The organism is Roseateles sp. GW821-FHT09H11 (assembly GCF_059415845.1).
In genome coordinates this window covers 736009-752602 of record NZ_JBWKOA010000002.1, presented here as the reverse complement: position 1 = coordinate 752602, position 16594 = coordinate 736009, and the positions used below count along the sequence as shown (strand labels likewise).

The window sequence follows — 16594 nt, the reverse complement described above, 5'->3', positions numbered from 1 at the left end:
TTTGCAGTATTCGACACACTCCGACACCGCATCCGCATACTGCTTGTCACAGCGTGACTTTCCTGCTGTTCCTACATTCCGCCACTGGTTTCATGGTGGTTTTATCGCGAACAACAAGCCCGCACGCCCACCGGTGCGAGACAGCAGGAGTGATTGCACATGCGTACTGGACAAATCAAGGCGGTGGCGTTGGCCGCCGCGCTGCTGGCCGCGGGATCGCAGGCCCAGGCGGGCACGATCGTCGCGCCCTACTTCTTCACCTGGGGCTTCGGCAGCGGCGCGTACGGCATCAAGACGCTGAGCGAGGCGAAATCCAAGGCCGGCATCGACGCCGTGACGCTGGCCTTCGGCGTGTCCGGCGGCGGCTGCACGGTCGGCGGCGGTCTGGAAACGACGATCAGCAACCCCAGCTTCCAAGCCGACATCAAGGCCTACATCAAGTCCGGCGGCCGGGTCATCCTGTCCCTGGGCGGCGCCAACGGCACCTACCTGGAGTCGACCTGCTCGGTGAACGACCTGGTCGCGCAGCTGCGCCGCCTGATCGACGCGAACGGCACGCGCTCGATCGACTGGGACATCGAAGGCGGCCAGCTCGGCGACACGCGCCTGAACAACGTGCGCAACGCCGCGATCCAGCAGCTGCAGTCCATCTATCCGGACCTGTACACCTCGTTCACGCTGCCGGTCGTTCCCTACGTCAACGCCAACGACACCGGCGGCCTGCAGCGCGAGGCGGTCGAGCTGCTGCGCAGCGCCGTCAACGCCGGCGTGAAGATCAGCATCGTCAACCTGATGACGATGGACTACGGCGGCTACTACAGCAACGGCAAGCGCATGGGCGACCTGGCGGTCTCCGCCGCGACGCAGACGGTGGCACAGCTCAAGCCGCTGTATCCCGGCAAGACCGACGCGCAGCTGTGGGCCATGATCGGCATCACGCCGATGATCGGCCAGAACGACGTGGCGTCCGAGGTCTTCACCCCGGCGGACGCCGTGACGGTGGCCAACTTCGCCAAACAGAAGGGCGTGGGCCTGCTGTCCTACTGGGCCGCGCAGCGCGACCGCGTCGGCAACGGCGCTCTCGGCGAGTACAGCCGCGCCAACACGCGAGACTTCGAATACTGGCAGGCCTTCGCCGCGGCGAAGAGCGGCTCGCCCGCGCCTTCTCCGGCGCCGCAGCCGCCGGCGCCCGCGCCGTCGCCCACTCCTGCTCCGAGCCCGAGCCCTGCCCCGAGTCCTTCGCCCGCTCCCGCGCCGAACCCCGGCACCTGCGTGGCCTGGGCCGAAGGCAAGACCTTCACCGCAGGCCAGGTGGTCAGCTACCAGGGCAAGACCTACAAGGCGCTGGTGACGCACACCGCGTGGGTCGGCACCGGTTGGAACCCGGCCGCGACACCGTCGCTGTGGACGCCGACCTCGGCAAGCTGCAGCGGCTCGCCGGCGCCTGCGCCCGCACCGACGCCCGCGCCTTCGCCGTCCCCGGCACCCTCGCCCTCTCCGGCCCCGTCGCCCTCGCCCGCGCCATCGCCGAGCCCCGCGCCGGCGCCCTCGCCCGGCGGCGCCCTGACGCTGCCCGAAGCGCTGAAGGCGACGCAGACGCGCCGCGTCTACGTCGGCTACTACCCGACCTGGAGCGACAACTGGTTCGACGCCACCGGCAAGTCCGCCAACGACGTCTACAAGGCCAGCAAGTTCGCGCGTACGCCGGCCACCTACACGCATGTGATGGTGTCCTTCGCGGATCCGGCCTTCTCATGGGCCGGCTTGTCGGCCAACACCTTCTCGGGCACCGGCATCAACTTCAACGCGACGCCGCGTGACATCAAGGCCGCGATCGACGTGCTGCACCAGCGCAACCAGAAGGTCATCCTGGCCGTCGGCGGCGCGACGTACAACAACTGGGGCACGCTCGCCGCGGAAGGCGCGGCCGGCAACGGACCGACGATCAACGCGCTGGCGAAGATCCAGACGGAGCTCGGCTTCGACGGCCTGGACGTGGACTACGAGACCGACGGCGACGTGGACCGCTACGCCAACGTCATCAAGGCGTTGCGCCGCGCGGTGGACATCGCCGGCAATGGCCGCGTGCTGACGCTGGCCGGCTGGTCGACGGGCGCGGACTGCACCGCGGCGACCTCGGCCGACGCGTCCTGCGCGGGCAAGGTCTCGTTCTGGGGCGGCAACGCGGGCCGCGAGCGCGCGGTGGTGCGCAAGTTCCCGGCCGTGGCCAACATGCTCGACATGGTCAACGTGATGAGCTACGACGCGCGCTTCGAGAACTACGACGGCGTGACCGCGTACAACGACTACCGCTCGCTGTTCCCGGCCAAGACCATCGTGTCCATCGGCCTGGAGCCGGCGCCCGAGGGCTGGGCCGGCGGTCTGCTGGTGGTCAACGACGGCGACGCGCAGTGCACCGGTTCGCGCAACCTGAAGAGCCAGTACGGCGCCACCCTCAACCAGCCGTACTCGGTGCAGCGCTATACCAACGCGGTGCTGAACGGCAGCGCGCCCAACCGCAACGCGCGGGACGGCGCAATGCTGTGGGCCATCATCAAGACAGGGGGCGGCAACTGCGGCGCCGCGCCGTTGGCAACACCTGGCACCGTCGGCCAGAAGGTCGGCTCGACGTTCGGCCTCACAGCGGATCCGCTGCTGCAATCTTCCGAGTGGAAATAAGGAGCCTCCGTCATGAACCATCACTTTCCCGCCGCTCCGCGGCCACCGCGTGCTTCGAGTTTCCTGGCCACGCCCGCGCTGCTCGCGGTCGCCAGCGCCTGCCTGACCGCCTGCGGCGGCGGCGGCGGTGACGACGCCGGCAAGAGCGTCTTCGCGCAGTCCGCCGATGCGGCGGCGTCGGCCGCCTCCGACGCCGCCAGCGAGAACGCGCCCGACGCACGTGCCCTCGCCGCCGGCGCGGTCACCGTCGCGGCCGGCCTCTACACCATCGAATCCGGCGAGTCCGGTCTCTGCCTGGACATCGCCGGCAACGTCGGCGCCAACGGCACGAAGCTGCAGCAGAACCGCTGTGGCACGCAGGCCTCGCAGCGCTTCGAGCTGCGCGCCGACACCGGCGGCAGCTATCGCCTGGTCAACGTCGCCAGCGGCAAGTCGCTGGACGTGACGGACGTCTCCACCGCCAACGGCGCGCTGATCCAGCAATGGGCAACGGCGCCGACGGACAACCAGCGCTTCCTGGTCGCGCCTTCCGCCGATGGCTACACGCTGAAGGCGCGCCACAGCGGCAAGTGCGTCGACGTGAAGGACCATTCGACGGCTGCCGGCGGTGCGATCCAGCAATGGGACTGCACCGGTGGCGCGAACCAGCGCTGGAAGCTGAAAGCGGTCGGCGCTCCGGCGCCCGCACCATCGCCGGCGCCGGCACCGGCTCCTTCGCCAGCTCCCGCTCCCGCTCCGGCACCTGCTCCCGCCCCGGCACCGGCCCCTGCGCCCGCTCCGGCACCTTCAGCCGGCCTGTCCGACCCGAAGGTCAAGGACATCGCCATGCAGATCGTCTCCAGCGCGGAGAACTCGTCACTCGACTGGAAGGCGCAGTACCGCTACATCCAGGACATCCGCGACGGCCGCGGCTACACGGCGGGCATCATCGGCTTCTGCTCCGGCACCGGCGACATGCTGGAGCTGGTCCAGTACTACAACTCGGTCAAGCCGGGCAACGTGCTCGCGAAGTACCTGAACGCGCTGCGATCGGTCAACGGCAGCGACTCGCATGCCGGCCTCGATCCCAACTTCCAGACCGACTGGAAGACGGCGGCGAGCGACACCGTCTTCCAGCAGGCACAGGACCACGAGCGCGACCGGTCCTACTTCAACCCCTCCGTGCAGCAGGCCAAGAACGACGGGCTGAAGGCGCTCGGCCAGTTCATCTACTACGACGCGATCGTGATGCACGGCCCGGGCAACAGCGGCGTGAGCTTCGGCGGCATCCGCAAGGCGGCAATGGCCAAGGCGAAGACGCCCGCGCAGGGCGGCAATGAGGTCACTTACCTCAACGCATTCCTCGATGCGCGCGTGGCGGCGATGAAGACCGAAGAGGCGCACAGCGACGTCAGCCGCGTGGAGACCGCGCAGCGCGTGTGGCTCAAGGCGGGGAACCTGGACCTGAAGACACCGCTGAACTGGAAGGTGTACGGGGACAGCTACTCGATCAAGTGAGCGCCATGCCCAAGTCAGCGCCGACCGACTTCGGGAGGCCAGGCGCGGGCTCTCCACGGGGCATGAGGGCTCCCTCCTGGACCCTCAAGCTCCATTCCGGCCCCACTGAGACCCGTGCACGCGGGCCTTGGCGACGAGGGGCTCAGGCCCGTCCGCGCCAGGGCACCAGGTGACGCTCGACGCGGCGCATCAGCAGATCGAAGGCCCAGGCCACGCCGCCGATGACCAGGATGCCCATCACGACGATGTCGGTGCGCAGGAAGTTGGAGGCGTTGAGCACCATCTGGCCGAGCCCGGAAGACGCGGCCACCATCTCGGCCGCGACCAGCGTGGTCCAGCCGAAACCGACCGCGATGCGCATGCCCACAAGGATCTCGGGCAACGCCGCCGGCAGCGCGACGTGGCGCAGCAGCTGCCAGCGGCTCGCGCCCATCGACAGCGCAGCCTGCAGTTGCTCCGGCGCAGCGCTGCGCATGCCGGAGCGCGCGGCCAATGCGAGCGGCGCGAAGCACGACAGGTAGATCAGCAGCACCTTCGGGATCTCGTCGATGCCGAACCAGATGATGATCAGCGGCAGGTACGCCAGCGGCGGCAGCGGGCGGTAGAACTCCAGCGGCGGATCGAGCAGCCCGCGCGCCCAACGCGACATGCCCATCGCCAGACCGATCGGGATCGCCGTCGCGCACGCCAGCACGAAGGCACCCATCACGCGCGCCAGGCTGGCGGCCAGGTGCCGCCACAGCGGCAGGTCGTTGGCCTGGCCGGTGAGGTATTCGGCGAACTGTCGACCCACCGCCTGCGGCGACGGCAGGAACAAGGGCTTGACCCAACCCGCCGCGGTCACGAGCCACCACAGCAGCAGGAGCGCGGCGATCGTGCCGACACTGATCCATCGGGTGGACCCCTCCTCCAATCCGATGAAGCGACTGACCCGCGCGGCCGGCGCGGTCTTCACCGGCGTCGCCGCCGCGCGCTCAGGCGGCGGCATGCCGCAGCTCCACGCGCGGGTCCTGGCGGACGCCCGGGAGAGAGGCCTCACCGGGCTCCGGAGGCGCGGACAGCGGCGCGACGTGACGCCCATGCAACTGCGCGAGCACCTCCTCGCGCAACTCGATGAACTCGCGGCTGGACTTCTCCGCGCGCGCATCGCCGTGCGCGAGGAAGCGGCGCGAGAACGGCAGCGCGTCGAACTCGCGCACGATGCGACCCGGGCCGGGGCTCATCAACACGAGCCGCGTGGCCATGAACAGCGCCTCCTCGACCGAGTGCGTGATGAAGAGCACCAGCTTGTCGGTCCGCTGCCAGACCCGCAGCAGTTGCTCCTGCACCTGCTCGCGCGTGAAGGCGTCGAGCGCACCGAGCGGCTCGTCCATCAGCAGCAAGGCCGGATCGCTGGCCAGCGCCCGCGCGATGCCCACGCGCTGCTGCATGCCACCCGAGAGTTCCCAGATGCGGCGCGCGCCCTGCCCGGCGAGCCCGAGCAGGGAGAGGCATCGCTCGGCGGCCTCATGTCGCTCGGCCTTGCCGACACCGCGGATGCGCAGCGGCAAGGCCACGTTGTCGCGCACATTCAGCCACGGCAGCAAGGCATGGCGCTGGAACACGACGCCACGATCGGCGCCCGGACCTTCGACCGGCTGGCCGTCGAGCAGGATCTCGCCGTCGCTCGGCGGCAGGAAGCCGGCCACGGCATGGAGCAGGCTGGTCTTGCCGCAGCCCGACGCGCCGAGCAGCACGACGAACTCGCTGCCGGCGACGCGCAGGTCCACCGGCGCAAGCGCCTGCACCGCGGCGCCGTCGGGACCGGCGTAGCGGATCTCGAGTCCGCGCAGTTCGAGCGTCGTCATCGCTGGGCGTCGTCGTCGGCGCCTCAGCGCGCCGCCAGCGCCTTCTTCACGTATTCACCGGTGACGAAGGCGCCGTAGTCCGGCTTGAGCTCCTGCACCCGGCCCTGCTCCTTGAGGAAGGCCGCGGTGTTGGCCAGCGCCTTCGCGGCGCCGCCGCCCAGCCACTGGGGCGAGAGCTGTTCCTGCGGCGTGGGGAAGCGGTAGAGCGCGATGGCGGCGGGCACGTCCTTCGGATCGGCCTTGCTCCATTTCGCGATGGCCCGGACCTCCGGCGTATCGGGCGTCCAGCGCGCGCCCTGGGTGCGATAGGCCGCGTCGGCGCGCGACAGCGCCTGCACCAGCGCGACGACGAAGGCCTCGTGCTTCGCCGCCCATTGCGCGTTGACGACGAGTCCGTCGAAGGTCGGATGGCCCTTGCGGCCGATGCTGCCGGAGGTCGCGATGACCTTGCCGCTGGCCTTGATGCGGGCCAGCGCCGGATCCCAGACGAAGGCGGCGTCGATGTCGCCGCGCTCCCAGGCGGCGGCGACCTCGGGCGGACGCAGGTTGACGATCTGCACGGGCCCTTCAGGTCCTTCCACGACTGGATGCCGCTGCCGTTGCGGGCCACGAGCGCCTCGGCGTCGGCGATGTCGTCCAGGATCCAGAACAGGCGCAGGTCCTGACCCTGGCTCGCGGCGGCGGCGATCGGACTGGAGCCGGCCTCGCCGATCTGCACGTCGCCGGAGGCCATCGCGCGGATGACGTCGCCGCCGCCGCCGAACTGCCGCCACTGGATCTTGTAGCCGGTGCTCTTCTCCAGCTCGCCGGACTCGATCAGCGTGCGCAGCGGCACCAGCATGTCCTGATAGGCGAAGGTGACCTCGCGCGTCTGCGCCCACGCGCTGGAGGACAGCGCCAACGCACCCGCCAATGCGCCGTTCAACCCGGCAGTCAACACGCGGATCCAAGATCGTTTCATCGCATTCCCTTGAAGTCGGAGAGCTCGCCCCGTCCATTTGTCTATCCGTCGATCGGTCGGTCGATCAGTCGATCGGTGGACCGGACGGACGAGCCCGTGATGCCGCAAGCGGCGCTGGCCGGGATTCTGGGCAGCGCCGCCCCAGCGCCCAAGGAAGTCGTCCGCATCTGCATATGCGGCATGCGTCCAAGCGGCACTGGCGCGACAGGCGCGCAGGTGGTTAGGCTCTCGCCTCCTACTGGAGTCCCGCCTTGCTGAAGATCCTTTCGTATGTCGTTCTCGTCGTGCTGCTGGCGCTGGTCGCGCTGGCGGCGATCGCGTGGTGGTCGCTGCGCGCGCCCGACCTGCCCGCCGAGCAGCTGGAGCGCGAGTTCCAGACACCTCATGAGCGCTACGTCGAGGTCAGCCCCGGCCTGCGGCTGCACTACCGCGACGAAGGGCCGGCCGACGCGCCGGTCCTGCTGCTGCTCCATGGCTACGGCGATTCCTATGCGACCTGGGAAGGTTGGTCGCCGGTGCTGCGCGAGAAGTGGCGCGTCATCAGCCTGGACCTGCCCGGCCACGGCCTGACGGCCGCGCCGGCGGGCTTCGTGCTCAACGGCGGCGCGTTCACCGCGATCGTGCTGGGCTTCGCCGACAAGATCGGCGTGAAGCGCTTCGCGGTGGCGGGCAACTCGATGGGCGGCGGCGTGGCGTGGAAGCTCGCGCTGGCGGCGCCGGAGCGCGTGCAGGCGCTGGTGCTGGTGTCCGCGGCGGGTTGGCCCAGCGATGCCACCGGCACGAGCCCGTCGCTCGCCTTCCGCCTGCTGCAATACAAGTGGGGTCGCGACCTGCTCGCCAGCATCGACAACCGTCCGCTGATCAAGCAAGGCCTGACCGCGCAGGTCCACGACAAGGCGCTCATCACCGACGCGGTGATCGACCGCTGGGCCCGCTACCAGCGCTATCCGGGCCATCGGGACATCCTGATGTCGGCCTCGCCCGCGAGTCATGCGACGGCGACCAAGGAGCTGCTCGCCACCGTGAAGGTGCCGACGCTGGTGCTGCACGGCGACTACGACCCGCTGATCCCGGTCGAGCACTCGCGCCGCTTCGCCGCGGCGATCCCTGGCGCGAAGCTGATCGTCTATCCGAACGTCGGGCACCTGCCGCAGCGGGAGATTCCGGAGCGGTCGGCGAAGGATGTGGGGGAGTTCCTCGCGGCGCAGCGATGAAGTGAGAGGCCCGGTTCGGAAACATCGGCGGCGGTGTTTCTGAAAGTTGTTGGCTCGCGCGGCGACACTAGGACCATGTCCAAATCAATGCGCGTGTTCTGTCTGTTGGCCGTCGCCGGACTGATCGCCGGAGCGGTCTGGCTGCATGGTCACGACATGAAGGGGGAGGCGTCTTCGCCGCTTGCATGGTCTACCTGCTGATGTGCTTCGCTTTCCTCGGCGAGGTGTGGGTACCCGTCAGCAACAGCGCGCCGCGAAGGCCCTACGACGGCGAGTCCCGGGCGGAACTCATCCGACGAGACCTCGACGCGCTGAAGGAGAGATACCCGGACTCGAAGTGGCCGGCACGGCACGGCGCGGTCACAGCCGTGCTCTCCCTGGGTTTCCTCTTATGGGTTGGCATCTGGGCGGTGATCCTCTTCTGAACAACCATGCGCGACCCATTGATCGACCCTGCCGGCCGACCGCACATCAAGTGCCTCAAATGTCGAACCTTCGTCGTGTGGCCCTCGGAGCTGAAGCCCGAAGACGCGGTACGGCTTGGTGTATTCGCTCGACGGAGTCGCTTGGAAGCTGCGAAATATGCCGAGACAGTCCTCGGGCTCGAACCGCGAGCGGCAAAAGCCCTGGCCCTTCATCTCGCGGTGGACGATGCCTGTCACAAGTGCGGACGTGTGGTGCCGAAAGGCGTGTCTTTGTGTGAATGCCGCTCGGCCAACATCAACTGGTAAAGAGCGGTCCATGAATCCTGAGATGAGCGTGATGCAGCTCGACGGAGCCCGCATCACCCGGTGGACGGGCCGGGAGATGGCACTCGACGGCGGCAATGACGTGGTGACGGACGACACAGTGCGGAACTCCGGCCCAAGAGATCGATGACGTGCAAGCTCTGCGACCGGCTGCTCGGCCAGCCCGACGATCCGCTGTCAACCGACTGCGGCGGTGACTGTTGGGGATGTGTCGGCGAGATCGAAGCCCGCATGGGCGACCCGCAATCGCTGGATAAAGTACGAGACGAGTCCGCCCGTGGTTTGCGCCCAAGCTGGACCGATCCCGACCACTGAATGTCAGCACCCCAGGACCGCATGAACCGCTTCATTCGACCCCTGTCTTCTCTCGCTTGCCACCGTCGGGTGCGATGCCTCGCGTGGGGCGTCGGATTGATCGCTGCGGTCACGGCAGTCAACGCCGCGGATCCCCCACTCGCGCCGCCCGGCGTGATGCTGCAACAAGGCGAGTGGCGTGGCTCCGTGGGCAGCTATGAGGTGCCCGCTCCGTTCGACAAGATCCCCGCCGCGCAGTGGCCGATGGACGGCTGGGTGGCGATGCGCGTCGACGCCAAGGCCGCCACGATGACGCTGACGCCGCTCCCGACCAACGAGGCGAAGACCGCCTTCAAGTCCATCCTCGCGCATCGACAGATCGCCGAGCAGCAACAGGAGATCGAGCTGGACGATAGCGACGGAGTCTCCGACGACGGAGATGTCTACGTTCGACTTCCCGGCCCGCGCCTGAAGGCTGGCGTCGTTCCGCTGCATCGATTCAAGAACGGCACGACGCGCCTGGTGCCGGAACTTGGCCATCGCTTCCAGCTCAAACTCGCCGAACTGTCCTATGCCTTCACGCTGCAGAACGGCTTGCGGACCGCCGATGGCCGTCCGTATGGCGAGGGCACGCAGTTCACGTTGGAGATCGAAGGCCAACGGTATGAATACGATCTCGGCGGCTATGGATGGGACGTGACCATCGAGGCGCTGGGCGATTTCGACGGTGACGGTCGGCCAGACTTCCTGTTCCACCTCAACGGCTCGAACTCGTCCCATCAGGCCTTGGTGCTGTCGAGCCGGGCCCGGCCAGGAAAGAACCCGCCGACGACCTATCTGACGGCGTTCGGCTGCTGATGCTATTGACCCTCTCGGCTTTCTCCGGCGCGATGGCCCCGGTGCTTCTCCTGATCGCGGCATGCGCGGTGCAGGGGCAATGTTTGTGAGCAACGATCGATCGCGCATGTCCGACGACCACGTCCCCGACGCCTATCGCGTCTTCGCCGAAGCGCTCGCCATCCTCGCCTCCACAGCCGAGGAGCAATGCGAATCCATCAGCGACTTCAATGTCGCCTGGGAGCTCAAGGACGAGGTGCAGGCCGGTCAGTACCTCGTTGGAAAGGGCCATTTCAACGCCGAGCAGGAAGCCTGGATCTTGGCCCTCGCGTGCGCGCTCGACGCGGTGCCCGCGACGACGCTGCCAGCGGGCTCAGGCCGGGAGTCGAACCTCGCTGCCATGCAGCACCCGGCCTGGATTCCGCTTCGTGTCCTCGGGCGTCACGCGCTGGAGGCGTTGCCTCCAGCGCTGCTCACGCCGACGGACGCGTCGCCTCCACCAGATCGCGTACGTACTCGTCGATCGTGACGCGGCCCTTGATGGACACCTCGGGCAGATCGAGGCCATCCAGCGTGGCGCCGGTCATCCGCGCATAGGACTCGGCCGCCGCCTGCGAGAACCCCAGTCCGCGGAACGACGCCTCCCACTGCTCCCGCGGCGTGACGACCACCCGGACGTCCCGCTGCAAGGCCGCGGCGAAGGCGGCGGCGACGTCGTTCGCGCTGTAGCGCTCAGGGCCCTCCACGTGCTGGACACCGACATCGGCGAGCGATGAGACCAGGCGCCTCGCAGCGATCTCGCCGAGATCGCGCGGGGCCGCCATCGGCAGGCGCAGGTCGGCGGGAAACAGCGAGACGAGCTCGCCGGACTCGCGCACCGCATCGAGCTGCGCATCCCAGTTGCTCATGTAGAAGCCCGCGCGATTGATCGCTGCGGGGATCGGCTGATGCCGCAGCCGTTCCTCCAGCTCCCAGAGCACGTTCAGGTCGCCCAGGCGCTCGCCGGGACGGGCGCCGCTCGTCGATTCGGCCACCACCTTCTCGAGGCCACTCCCCTGCAAGGCCTCGAGGAGGCGCGCCACCGTGCGCCGCTCGGTCTTGTCGGTGTCTCCGTCCACCGCCGCCGGCGGGTTGAGGAGGAAGGCCCGTCGTCCCTGCCTGAACACCGCGCGCATGGCATCCGGATCGTTCACGTCCGCCAGCGCGACCTGCGCGCCGGTCCCTTCCCATCGCCACGCGTGCCCCGGGTCATGCGTCACGACGATGACGTCCTGCTCATCGCGCAGCAAGGCCTTCACCACCTCGGATCCCACATGCCCGAATGCACCCATGATGATCAACATCGTCGTGTTCCTTTCCGGCGGCCCTCCACCGTGGAGCGGCCCGATCCGATCGGGGCAAACGTGTTGCCCGGCATGACGCCGATCCTGTCGTCGCTGCCCACACGCCCCCCTAGCTTGATCCCCGACTCCCGCGCCGCCTCCCTAGTTCCAGCGTTGCCCGCCCTGCCCTCCCCGGCGCATCTTTGCGCCCTCGCAATCACAGCCGTCGCGCTGTTCAAAGGGGAGTTCACATGGGCAGTATCGGAATCGAATGGGTGCGCCAGTACCACGGGCTGGCGTCCGACCTCACCAACACCAAGCCTCAGGCCGAGGGGTTCTACAACACGCTCAGCGCCACGCGCCGCTTCCAGTGGGGCGACGACCTCGCGTGGGACCGCGACTTCGAGCAGCAGGGCGTCGGCTCGCCGGCCTCGGGCTCCGACACGATCTGGGCCGACAACGTCGACATGGTGTTCTTCTCCGGCCACGGCTCGCCGGGCGGCTTCCACTTCGGCGTCAAGATCGACGACGCGCTCGCCCGACCCACCGAGATCCGCTGGGGCGACCAGGACCTCGAATGGATCGCGCTGGACGCCTGCAACGTGCTGGAGGAAAGCGGCGTGTTCAGCCGCTGGGGATGGCCGGTCTTCAAGGGCCTGCATTACATCCTCGGCTTCCACACCACCACCTCCGACGAGGCCGACCGCGGCCGCATCCTCGCGCAGTACCTGAACAACGGCGAGACCGTCCGCCGCGCCTGGATCAAGGCCTGTCAGGACACCGAGGGCTCGGACACGCAATGGGCCTACCTGCGCGCCGACGCCGAAGGCACCGACACCTACAACGACCACTGGTGGGGCAAGGGCAGCGTCTCGGCGGATCCGGACAGCCCCAACGTCCTCTACTACGCCCGCGGCGCCTGCTGAGTTCAAGGAGTACGAGATGAGTGTGAAGATCCAGTTTCCCGACCTGCCGCGCGTGAATCGCGAGCTGCCCGTGTATGCGGCCCTGCCGCCCACCTGGACACCGGACAAGGTCGCCCGCCTGGCCGCGCGCTTCGACATGAAGGGCGATGTCGCCGATGCCGGCGCGTGGTACGTCTGCCGCAACGAGACCTCGGCGCTCGAGGTCTACCAGGCCAGCCACTCGCTGCGCATCGAGCGCCTGGACATCGATGCGGAAGGCCGCCACCTGGTGCTCGATCCGCCCGATCGCGAGCGCGCGCTCGAGACGGCCAAGCGCGTGATGGCGATGATCGGCGACGAATACGCACGGCCGGACGTCCACTCGGTGACCGAGCTGTCAGTGCTCCAGGCCACGCGAGATAAGCGCGAGGGCGAACGCAAGGTGGTCGGCCTGCAGGTCAACTACCGCTACGCGCTTGACGGATTGCCGCTCGTGGGACCGGGCGCCAAGGCCCAGGTCACCGTCGCGGCGGACGGGCAGATGATGCAGGCCTACCGCTTCGCCCGGGCGGTCGAGCGCATCGGCGCGCGGGCCAGCGTCGAGCCCGAGGAGGCGATGCGCCGCTTCGCCGCCAGCGAGGCGCTGGCCCGGCTGGACGAACGCGCCAAGGTGACCGTGGCCTCGGTGGAACTGGGCCTGCTCGCCATCCCGCCCACCGAGGTGCAGAGCGTGCTCGTGCCCACGTACGTGCTGCGCGGCGAGGTGAACACCGAGCAGTTGCCGCGCTACGAGTTCATCGCGTACGTCGCGGCCACCGAGCTCGGCGAGGCGGATGCCAAGCGCAAGCGCTGGCAGCAGGTGCGGCCGAGTCTGTTGACGGCTTGAAAGGAAATCGCCGCCGGTGTTGCGCAGTCGATGCGCAAGCCGGCGGCGACGGAGGAGCCGAATGCCTTCAGCTCAACGGTGATCCCATCAGATCTTCATCGCCGCCACGATGCTGTCATGCGCCGCCTTGTTCATGCGGATGTCGAAGGGCAGGAAGGTGAGCCGGTCGACGGCCGTGGCGCCGCTCGGATTCGACACGTAGTAGCTGCCGCCCAGCAGCGTGCCGTCCTTGATCAGCGCGCCGGTGTAGACGTTGCCGTTGAGCTCGAAGTAGATGCGGTACTGGACCGTCGAGCTCAGCGTCGCCGACTGCGGACGCGGATTCGTCGCCACCCAGACCGGCACGCCGTCGACGGTGCGGACCGCGCCGTTGGCCAGGACGTAGGTCGTGCCGTCGCTGTTGGACACGATGCCGGCGGTCATCGCGGCCGTCAGCGTCATGCCCGTGCGGCACGGCGTGACCGCGGCGCCGGTGGTCGCCGTCGTGCAGTCGAAGGCGTTGTAGCGGTCGCCCTTGTTGGTCTGCGCGAACTTGACGTAACTCGATCCCGCCGCATAGGTGGCCGCGGCGTTGAGCACGCCCGCGTTCGAGAAGAACGAGTTGTGGAAATGCGCGAAGTCAGCCGGTGTCGCGGCGATGGTGCCGGTCAGCGGCACGGTCACGTAGTTGCTGCGGATCTCCGAGAACGCCACCGTGGTGTTGTCCGCGGCGAGCGAGTCGACGCGCACGTCGCTGTTCACGTAGCTCACCTTGTTCGACCCTGCCGTGGCCGGCACGACGAGAACGACGCCATTCTTGAGCACCCGCGTCGGTCCCGGCGAGGGAAGCGCCAAGGTGCTCGTGATGTTGTGAGGGGCGCTCTGCGCGTTGATCTGCGGACCGTTGGTCAACGGCGACGCTGTCAGCACGCCGAAGTCCGAGTAGGCGTAGTTCGTGACATTGATCTGCGGACCCGAGTAGTTGAGGTTCCAGTGCAGGAAGTAGCTGCCCGCGTTGGGCGACAGGATCAGGTTCTCGAAGGCCTGCTGGTTGGCGCTCAGCTGCAGCGTCAGCTGCGCGGCCGAGCTCGTGACGCTGCCGGACGAGTTCGTCACCACGACCGTGTACTTGGCGCCGCTGTCCGCGGACGTGACGGCCGGCGTCTGGTACGACGCGGACGTGGCGCCCGCGATGGCCACGCCGTTCTTCTGCCATTGATAGCCGAGACCGCTGCCCGTGGCCACGACCGTGAACATCGTCGTGCCGTCGGTGAGCACAGTGGCGTTCATCGGCTGCGTGGCGATGACGGGCGCCGGGCCGTCGTCGGAACCGCCACCGCCGCAGGCCGCGACGATGACCGACAGGGCTGCCAATGCGGCAGCGTTCTTGCGCTTCACTGAGACCATGGGGTCCTCCTCCCGTTGAAATCGACTGCCTGGCGGTCCATCGACGGGACCGCTCCGGCGTTTTGCGGCGGCGAGTATAGGAGGCGGATATCGCCCATTCCGCGAGCCAGGCGCGCACTATTTCTCTTTGTTTTTCGCTTTGTTTTGCGTATGTGAAGCAGCGCTGCCTCTTTCGACACCGCACTCGTCAAGACCGCGTTAGCGCCGCGCTTCGGTGATGTCTCCCCGTCCGGTGCCGCCTCCCCGATCAAGGGCAAGGACAAAGGTAAAGGCGGAGGGAAAGGCACAGCGCTTGCCGTGCGGGTTCATCCACCAACATCGTTGAGGAAAGCCATGAGGACATCCCTGCTGAGGAACGCGGCGCTCATCGCCGCCTGCGCCGCCATGACGGTCGGTTGTGCCACGCGTGACGCGCGCAATGCGGGCGTGGGCGCCGTCGGCGGCGCGGTCGTCGGTGCCGTGGCCGGCGGCAGCGCCGTGACGGGCGCCGTGGTCGGCGCCGTCGCGGGCGCAGTCATCGGACGGCTGCTCGTCGACGGACGCGAGCGCGAGGTCTACTCCGACGGCAACGGCGGCCGGTACTGGGTCGATGAGGACGGCCGGCGTCGCCCGGTCCGCTGACCCGGGTCGTCAGCTACCGCGCGGGCGTTGCCAGACCGGGAAGGATCTCGAAAAGTCGCCCGTGCGCCTGGTAGTACGGAATGCCGGTCATCAGGAGCATGGGGAACAGCACAGCGGCAATGCCCCAGAAGATGATCGCGCCGAGCAGTGCCCGGCGCCATGCGTTCAGGGGCGGCGCGCCGAAGGCGCCCCCATCAGATCTTCATCGCCGCCGCGATGCTGTCATGCGCGGCCTTGTTCATGCGGATGTCGAAGGGCAGGAAGGTGAGCCGCTGGGTGACCGTGGTGCCGGCCGGATTCGACACGTAGTAGCTGTCGCCCATCAGCGCGCCGTCCTTGGTCAGTCCGCCGGTGTAGACGTTGCCGTTCAGTTCGAAGTAGACGCGGTACTGGACCGTCGAGGTCATCGTGGCCGACTGCGGACGCGGATTGGTCGCCACCCAGACCGACACGCCGTCGACCGTGCTGATGGTGCCGTTGGCCAGGCGATACGTGGTGCCGTCGCTGTTGGACGTGATGCCCGCAGTGAGCGCGGCCGTCAGCGTCGTGGCGGTGCGGCACGGCGTGATGTTGGTGCCGGTGGTCGCCGTCGTGCAGTCGAAGGCGTTGTAGCGGTCGCCCTTGTTGGTCTGGTCGAACTTGAGGTAGGCCGCACCGGGCAGATACGTCGCGGTAGCGTCGAGCACGTTCGCGTTCGAGAAGAACGAGTTGTGGAAGTGCGCGAAGTCCGCCGGCGCCGACTTGACGAGGCCGGTCAGCGCCACGGTTTCGTAGTTGCTGCGAACCTCGGAGAACACCACGGTGACGCCGTCCGCGGCGAGCGAGTCCACGCGCACGTCGTCGCCGACGTACGACACCGTGCTCGACCTGCTCGCGACCAGCACGGCGCCGTTCTTCAGCACGCGCGTGGCGCCCGGCGTGGGCAGCGCCAGCGTGCTGGTGATGTTGTGGGGAGCGCTCTGCGGGCTGGGCTGCGGACCGCTCGTCAACGGCGACGCCGTCAGCAGGCCGAAGTCCGAATACGCGTAGCTCACGCCGGCGGTCTGCGCGCCGGAGTAGTTCAGGTTCCAGTGCAGGAAGTAGCTGCCCTCGGCGGGTGCCAGGATGAAGCTTTCGAAGATCTGCTGGTTGGCGCTGAGCGTCGTCGGCACCGACGAGGCCCGGGCGACCGAGTCCGGACCGGCGTCGCCACCGCCGCCGCAGGCCGCGACGATGAGGGTCGAGATCGCCGCCAGAATGGCGGCATGCGTGCGCTTCGCTGAAATCATGGGTTCCTCCCCGTTGAAAGATCGGTCGCCGAAGTCCTCTGAACGGGACCGCTTTGGCGTGATGGGCGCGGAGTATAGGAGGGAGTCGTGCCGTGTTGATGGCCATCGCACAGCCGTCACTTCGAAAT

Annotated in this window: 16 protein-coding genes and 1 pseudogene; 11 read left to right on the top strand and 6 right to left on the bottom strand. The window is 68.3% G+C overall.

From position 1 onward, the window contains the following. Window positions 1-159 precede the first annotated feature (159 nt). Window positions 160-2679 (top strand): glycosyl hydrolase family 18 protein, encoded by a 2520-nt coding sequence (locus AC07PR_RS10505; protein ID WP_495135241.1) that lies wholly within the window; start codon window positions 160-162, stop codon window positions 2677-2679. Window positions 2680-2691: 12 nt separating this feature from the next. After that, window positions 2692-4176 carry a chitosanase gene (locus tag AC07PR_RS10500; RefSeq protein ID WP_495135240.1) on the top strand — a complete coding sequence of 495 codons (1485 nt, stop codon included), beginning with the start codon at window positions 2692-2694 and terminating at the stop codon, window positions 4174-4176. Window positions 4177-4318: 142 nt separating this feature from the next. Here the strand turns inward: AC07PR_RS10500 and AC07PR_RS10495 are convergent, their stop codons facing one another. From AC07PR_RS10495 to AC07PR_RS10485, 3 genes and pseudogenes are all read right to left on the bottom strand, one after another. Then, window positions 4319-5164, bottom strand: a complete 846-nt coding sequence (locus AC07PR_RS10495; RefSeq protein WP_483106799.1) for an ABC transporter permease subunit — start codon at window positions 5162-5164, stop codon at window positions 4319-4321. After that, window positions 5151-6023, bottom strand: coding sequence for a taurine ABC transporter ATP-binding protein (locus AC07PR_RS10490; RefSeq protein WP_495135239.1), 873 nt, complete (start codon window positions 6021-6023; stop codon window positions 5151-5153). Before AC07PR_RS10490 ends, AC07PR_RS10495 begins: the two co-directional genes overlap by 14 nt. Window positions 6024-6046: 23 nt before the next feature. After that, window positions 6047-6984, bottom strand: a pseudogene (locus tag AC07PR_RS10485) (taurine ABC transporter substrate-binding protein). 251 nt (window positions 6985-7235) lie between these two features. Here AC07PR_RS10485 and AC07PR_RS10480 point away from each other — a divergent pair. The 6 genes from AC07PR_RS10480 (at window position 7236) to AC07PR_RS10455 (ending at window position 10607) form a co-directional block, all read left to right on the top strand. After that, window positions 7236-8198 (top strand): alpha/beta fold hydrolase, encoded by a 963-nt coding sequence (locus AC07PR_RS10480; protein WP_495135238.1) that lies wholly within the window; start codon window positions 7236-7238, stop codon window positions 8196-8198. Between the two features lie 185 nt (window positions 8199-8383). Continuing rightward, a complete protein-coding gene (locus AC07PR_RS10475; RefSeq protein ID WP_495135237.1) occupies window positions 8384-8623 on the top strand; it encodes a hypothetical protein in 240 nt (79 codons plus the stop codon). A 316-nt stretch (window positions 8624-8939) separates the two neighbouring features. Next, window positions 8940-9077 carry a hypothetical protein gene (locus tag AC07PR_RS10470; protein ID WP_377154393.1) on the top strand — a complete coding sequence of 46 codons (138 nt, stop codon included), beginning with the start codon at window positions 8940-8942 and terminating at the stop codon, window positions 9075-9077. Next, complete coding sequence (locus AC07PR_RS10465; RefSeq protein ID WP_495135236.1) at window positions 9074-9262, top strand: hypothetical protein; 189 nt, start codon at window positions 9074-9076, stop codon at window positions 9260-9262. Before AC07PR_RS10470 ends, AC07PR_RS10465 begins: the two co-directional genes overlap by 4 nt. Before the next feature lie 153 nt (window positions 9263-9415). Continuing rightward, the gene (locus tag AC07PR_RS10460; RefSeq protein ID WP_495135235.1) at window positions 9416-10099 is read left to right on the top strand and encodes a hypothetical protein; all 684 of its coding nucleotides are present in this window, start codon (window positions 9416-9418) and stop codon (window positions 10097-10099) included. A 106-nt stretch (window positions 10100-10205) separates the two neighbouring features. After that, the gene (locus tag AC07PR_RS10455; protein ID WP_495135234.1) at window positions 10206-10607 is read left to right on the top strand and encodes a hypothetical protein; all 402 of its coding nucleotides are present in this window, start codon (window positions 10206-10208) and stop codon (window positions 10605-10607) included. On the opposite strand, the gene AC07PR_RS10450 is transcribed toward AC07PR_RS10455, so the two are convergent. Further along, window positions 10552-11421 carry an NmrA family NAD(P)-binding protein gene (locus AC07PR_RS10450; protein WP_495135233.1) on the bottom strand — a complete coding sequence of 290 codons (870 nt, stop codon included), beginning with the start codon at window positions 11419-11421 and terminating at the stop codon, window positions 10552-10554. The two genes, AC07PR_RS10455 and AC07PR_RS10450, sit on opposite strands and share 56 nt — an antisense overlap. Window positions 11422-11651: 230 nt before the next feature. Here AC07PR_RS10450 and AC07PR_RS10445 point away from each other — a divergent pair, with 230 nt between their 5' ends. Continuing rightward, window positions 11652-12326: a DUF6345 domain-containing protein gene (locus tag AC07PR_RS10445; protein WP_377154377.1), complete on the top strand. Its 675-nt coding sequence runs from the start codon at window positions 11652-11654 to the stop codon at window positions 12324-12326. Window positions 12327-12342: 16 nt separating this feature from the next. After that, window positions 12343-13191 carry a hypothetical protein gene (locus AC07PR_RS10440; RefSeq protein WP_483106807.1) on the top strand — a complete coding sequence of 283 codons (849 nt, stop codon included), beginning with the start codon at window positions 12343-12345 and terminating at the stop codon, window positions 13189-13191. An 87-nt stretch (window positions 13192-13278) separates the two neighbouring features. On the opposite strand, the gene AC07PR_RS10435 is transcribed toward AC07PR_RS10440, so the two are convergent. Beyond that, window positions 13279-14577, bottom strand: a complete 1299-nt coding sequence (locus tag AC07PR_RS10435) for an immunoglobulin domain-containing protein (protein WP_483106808.1) — start codon at window positions 14575-14577, stop codon at window positions 13279-13281. 333 nt (window positions 14578-14910) lie between these two features. On the opposite strand from AC07PR_RS10435, the gene AC07PR_RS10430 reads away from it, so the two are divergent. Next, entirely contained in the window at window positions 14911-15198 is a 288-nt protein-coding gene (locus AC07PR_RS10430) for a YMGG-like glycine zipper-containing protein (protein WP_421034114.1), read from the top strand. Between the two features lie 194 nt (window positions 15199-15392). Here the strand turns inward: AC07PR_RS10430 and AC07PR_RS10425 are convergent, their stop codons facing one another. Next, complete coding sequence (locus AC07PR_RS10425; RefSeq protein WP_377154367.1) at window positions 15393-16466, bottom strand: hypothetical protein; 1074 nt, start codon at window positions 16464-16466, stop codon at window positions 15393-15395. Between the last annotated feature and the right edge of the window lie 128 nt (window positions 16467-16594).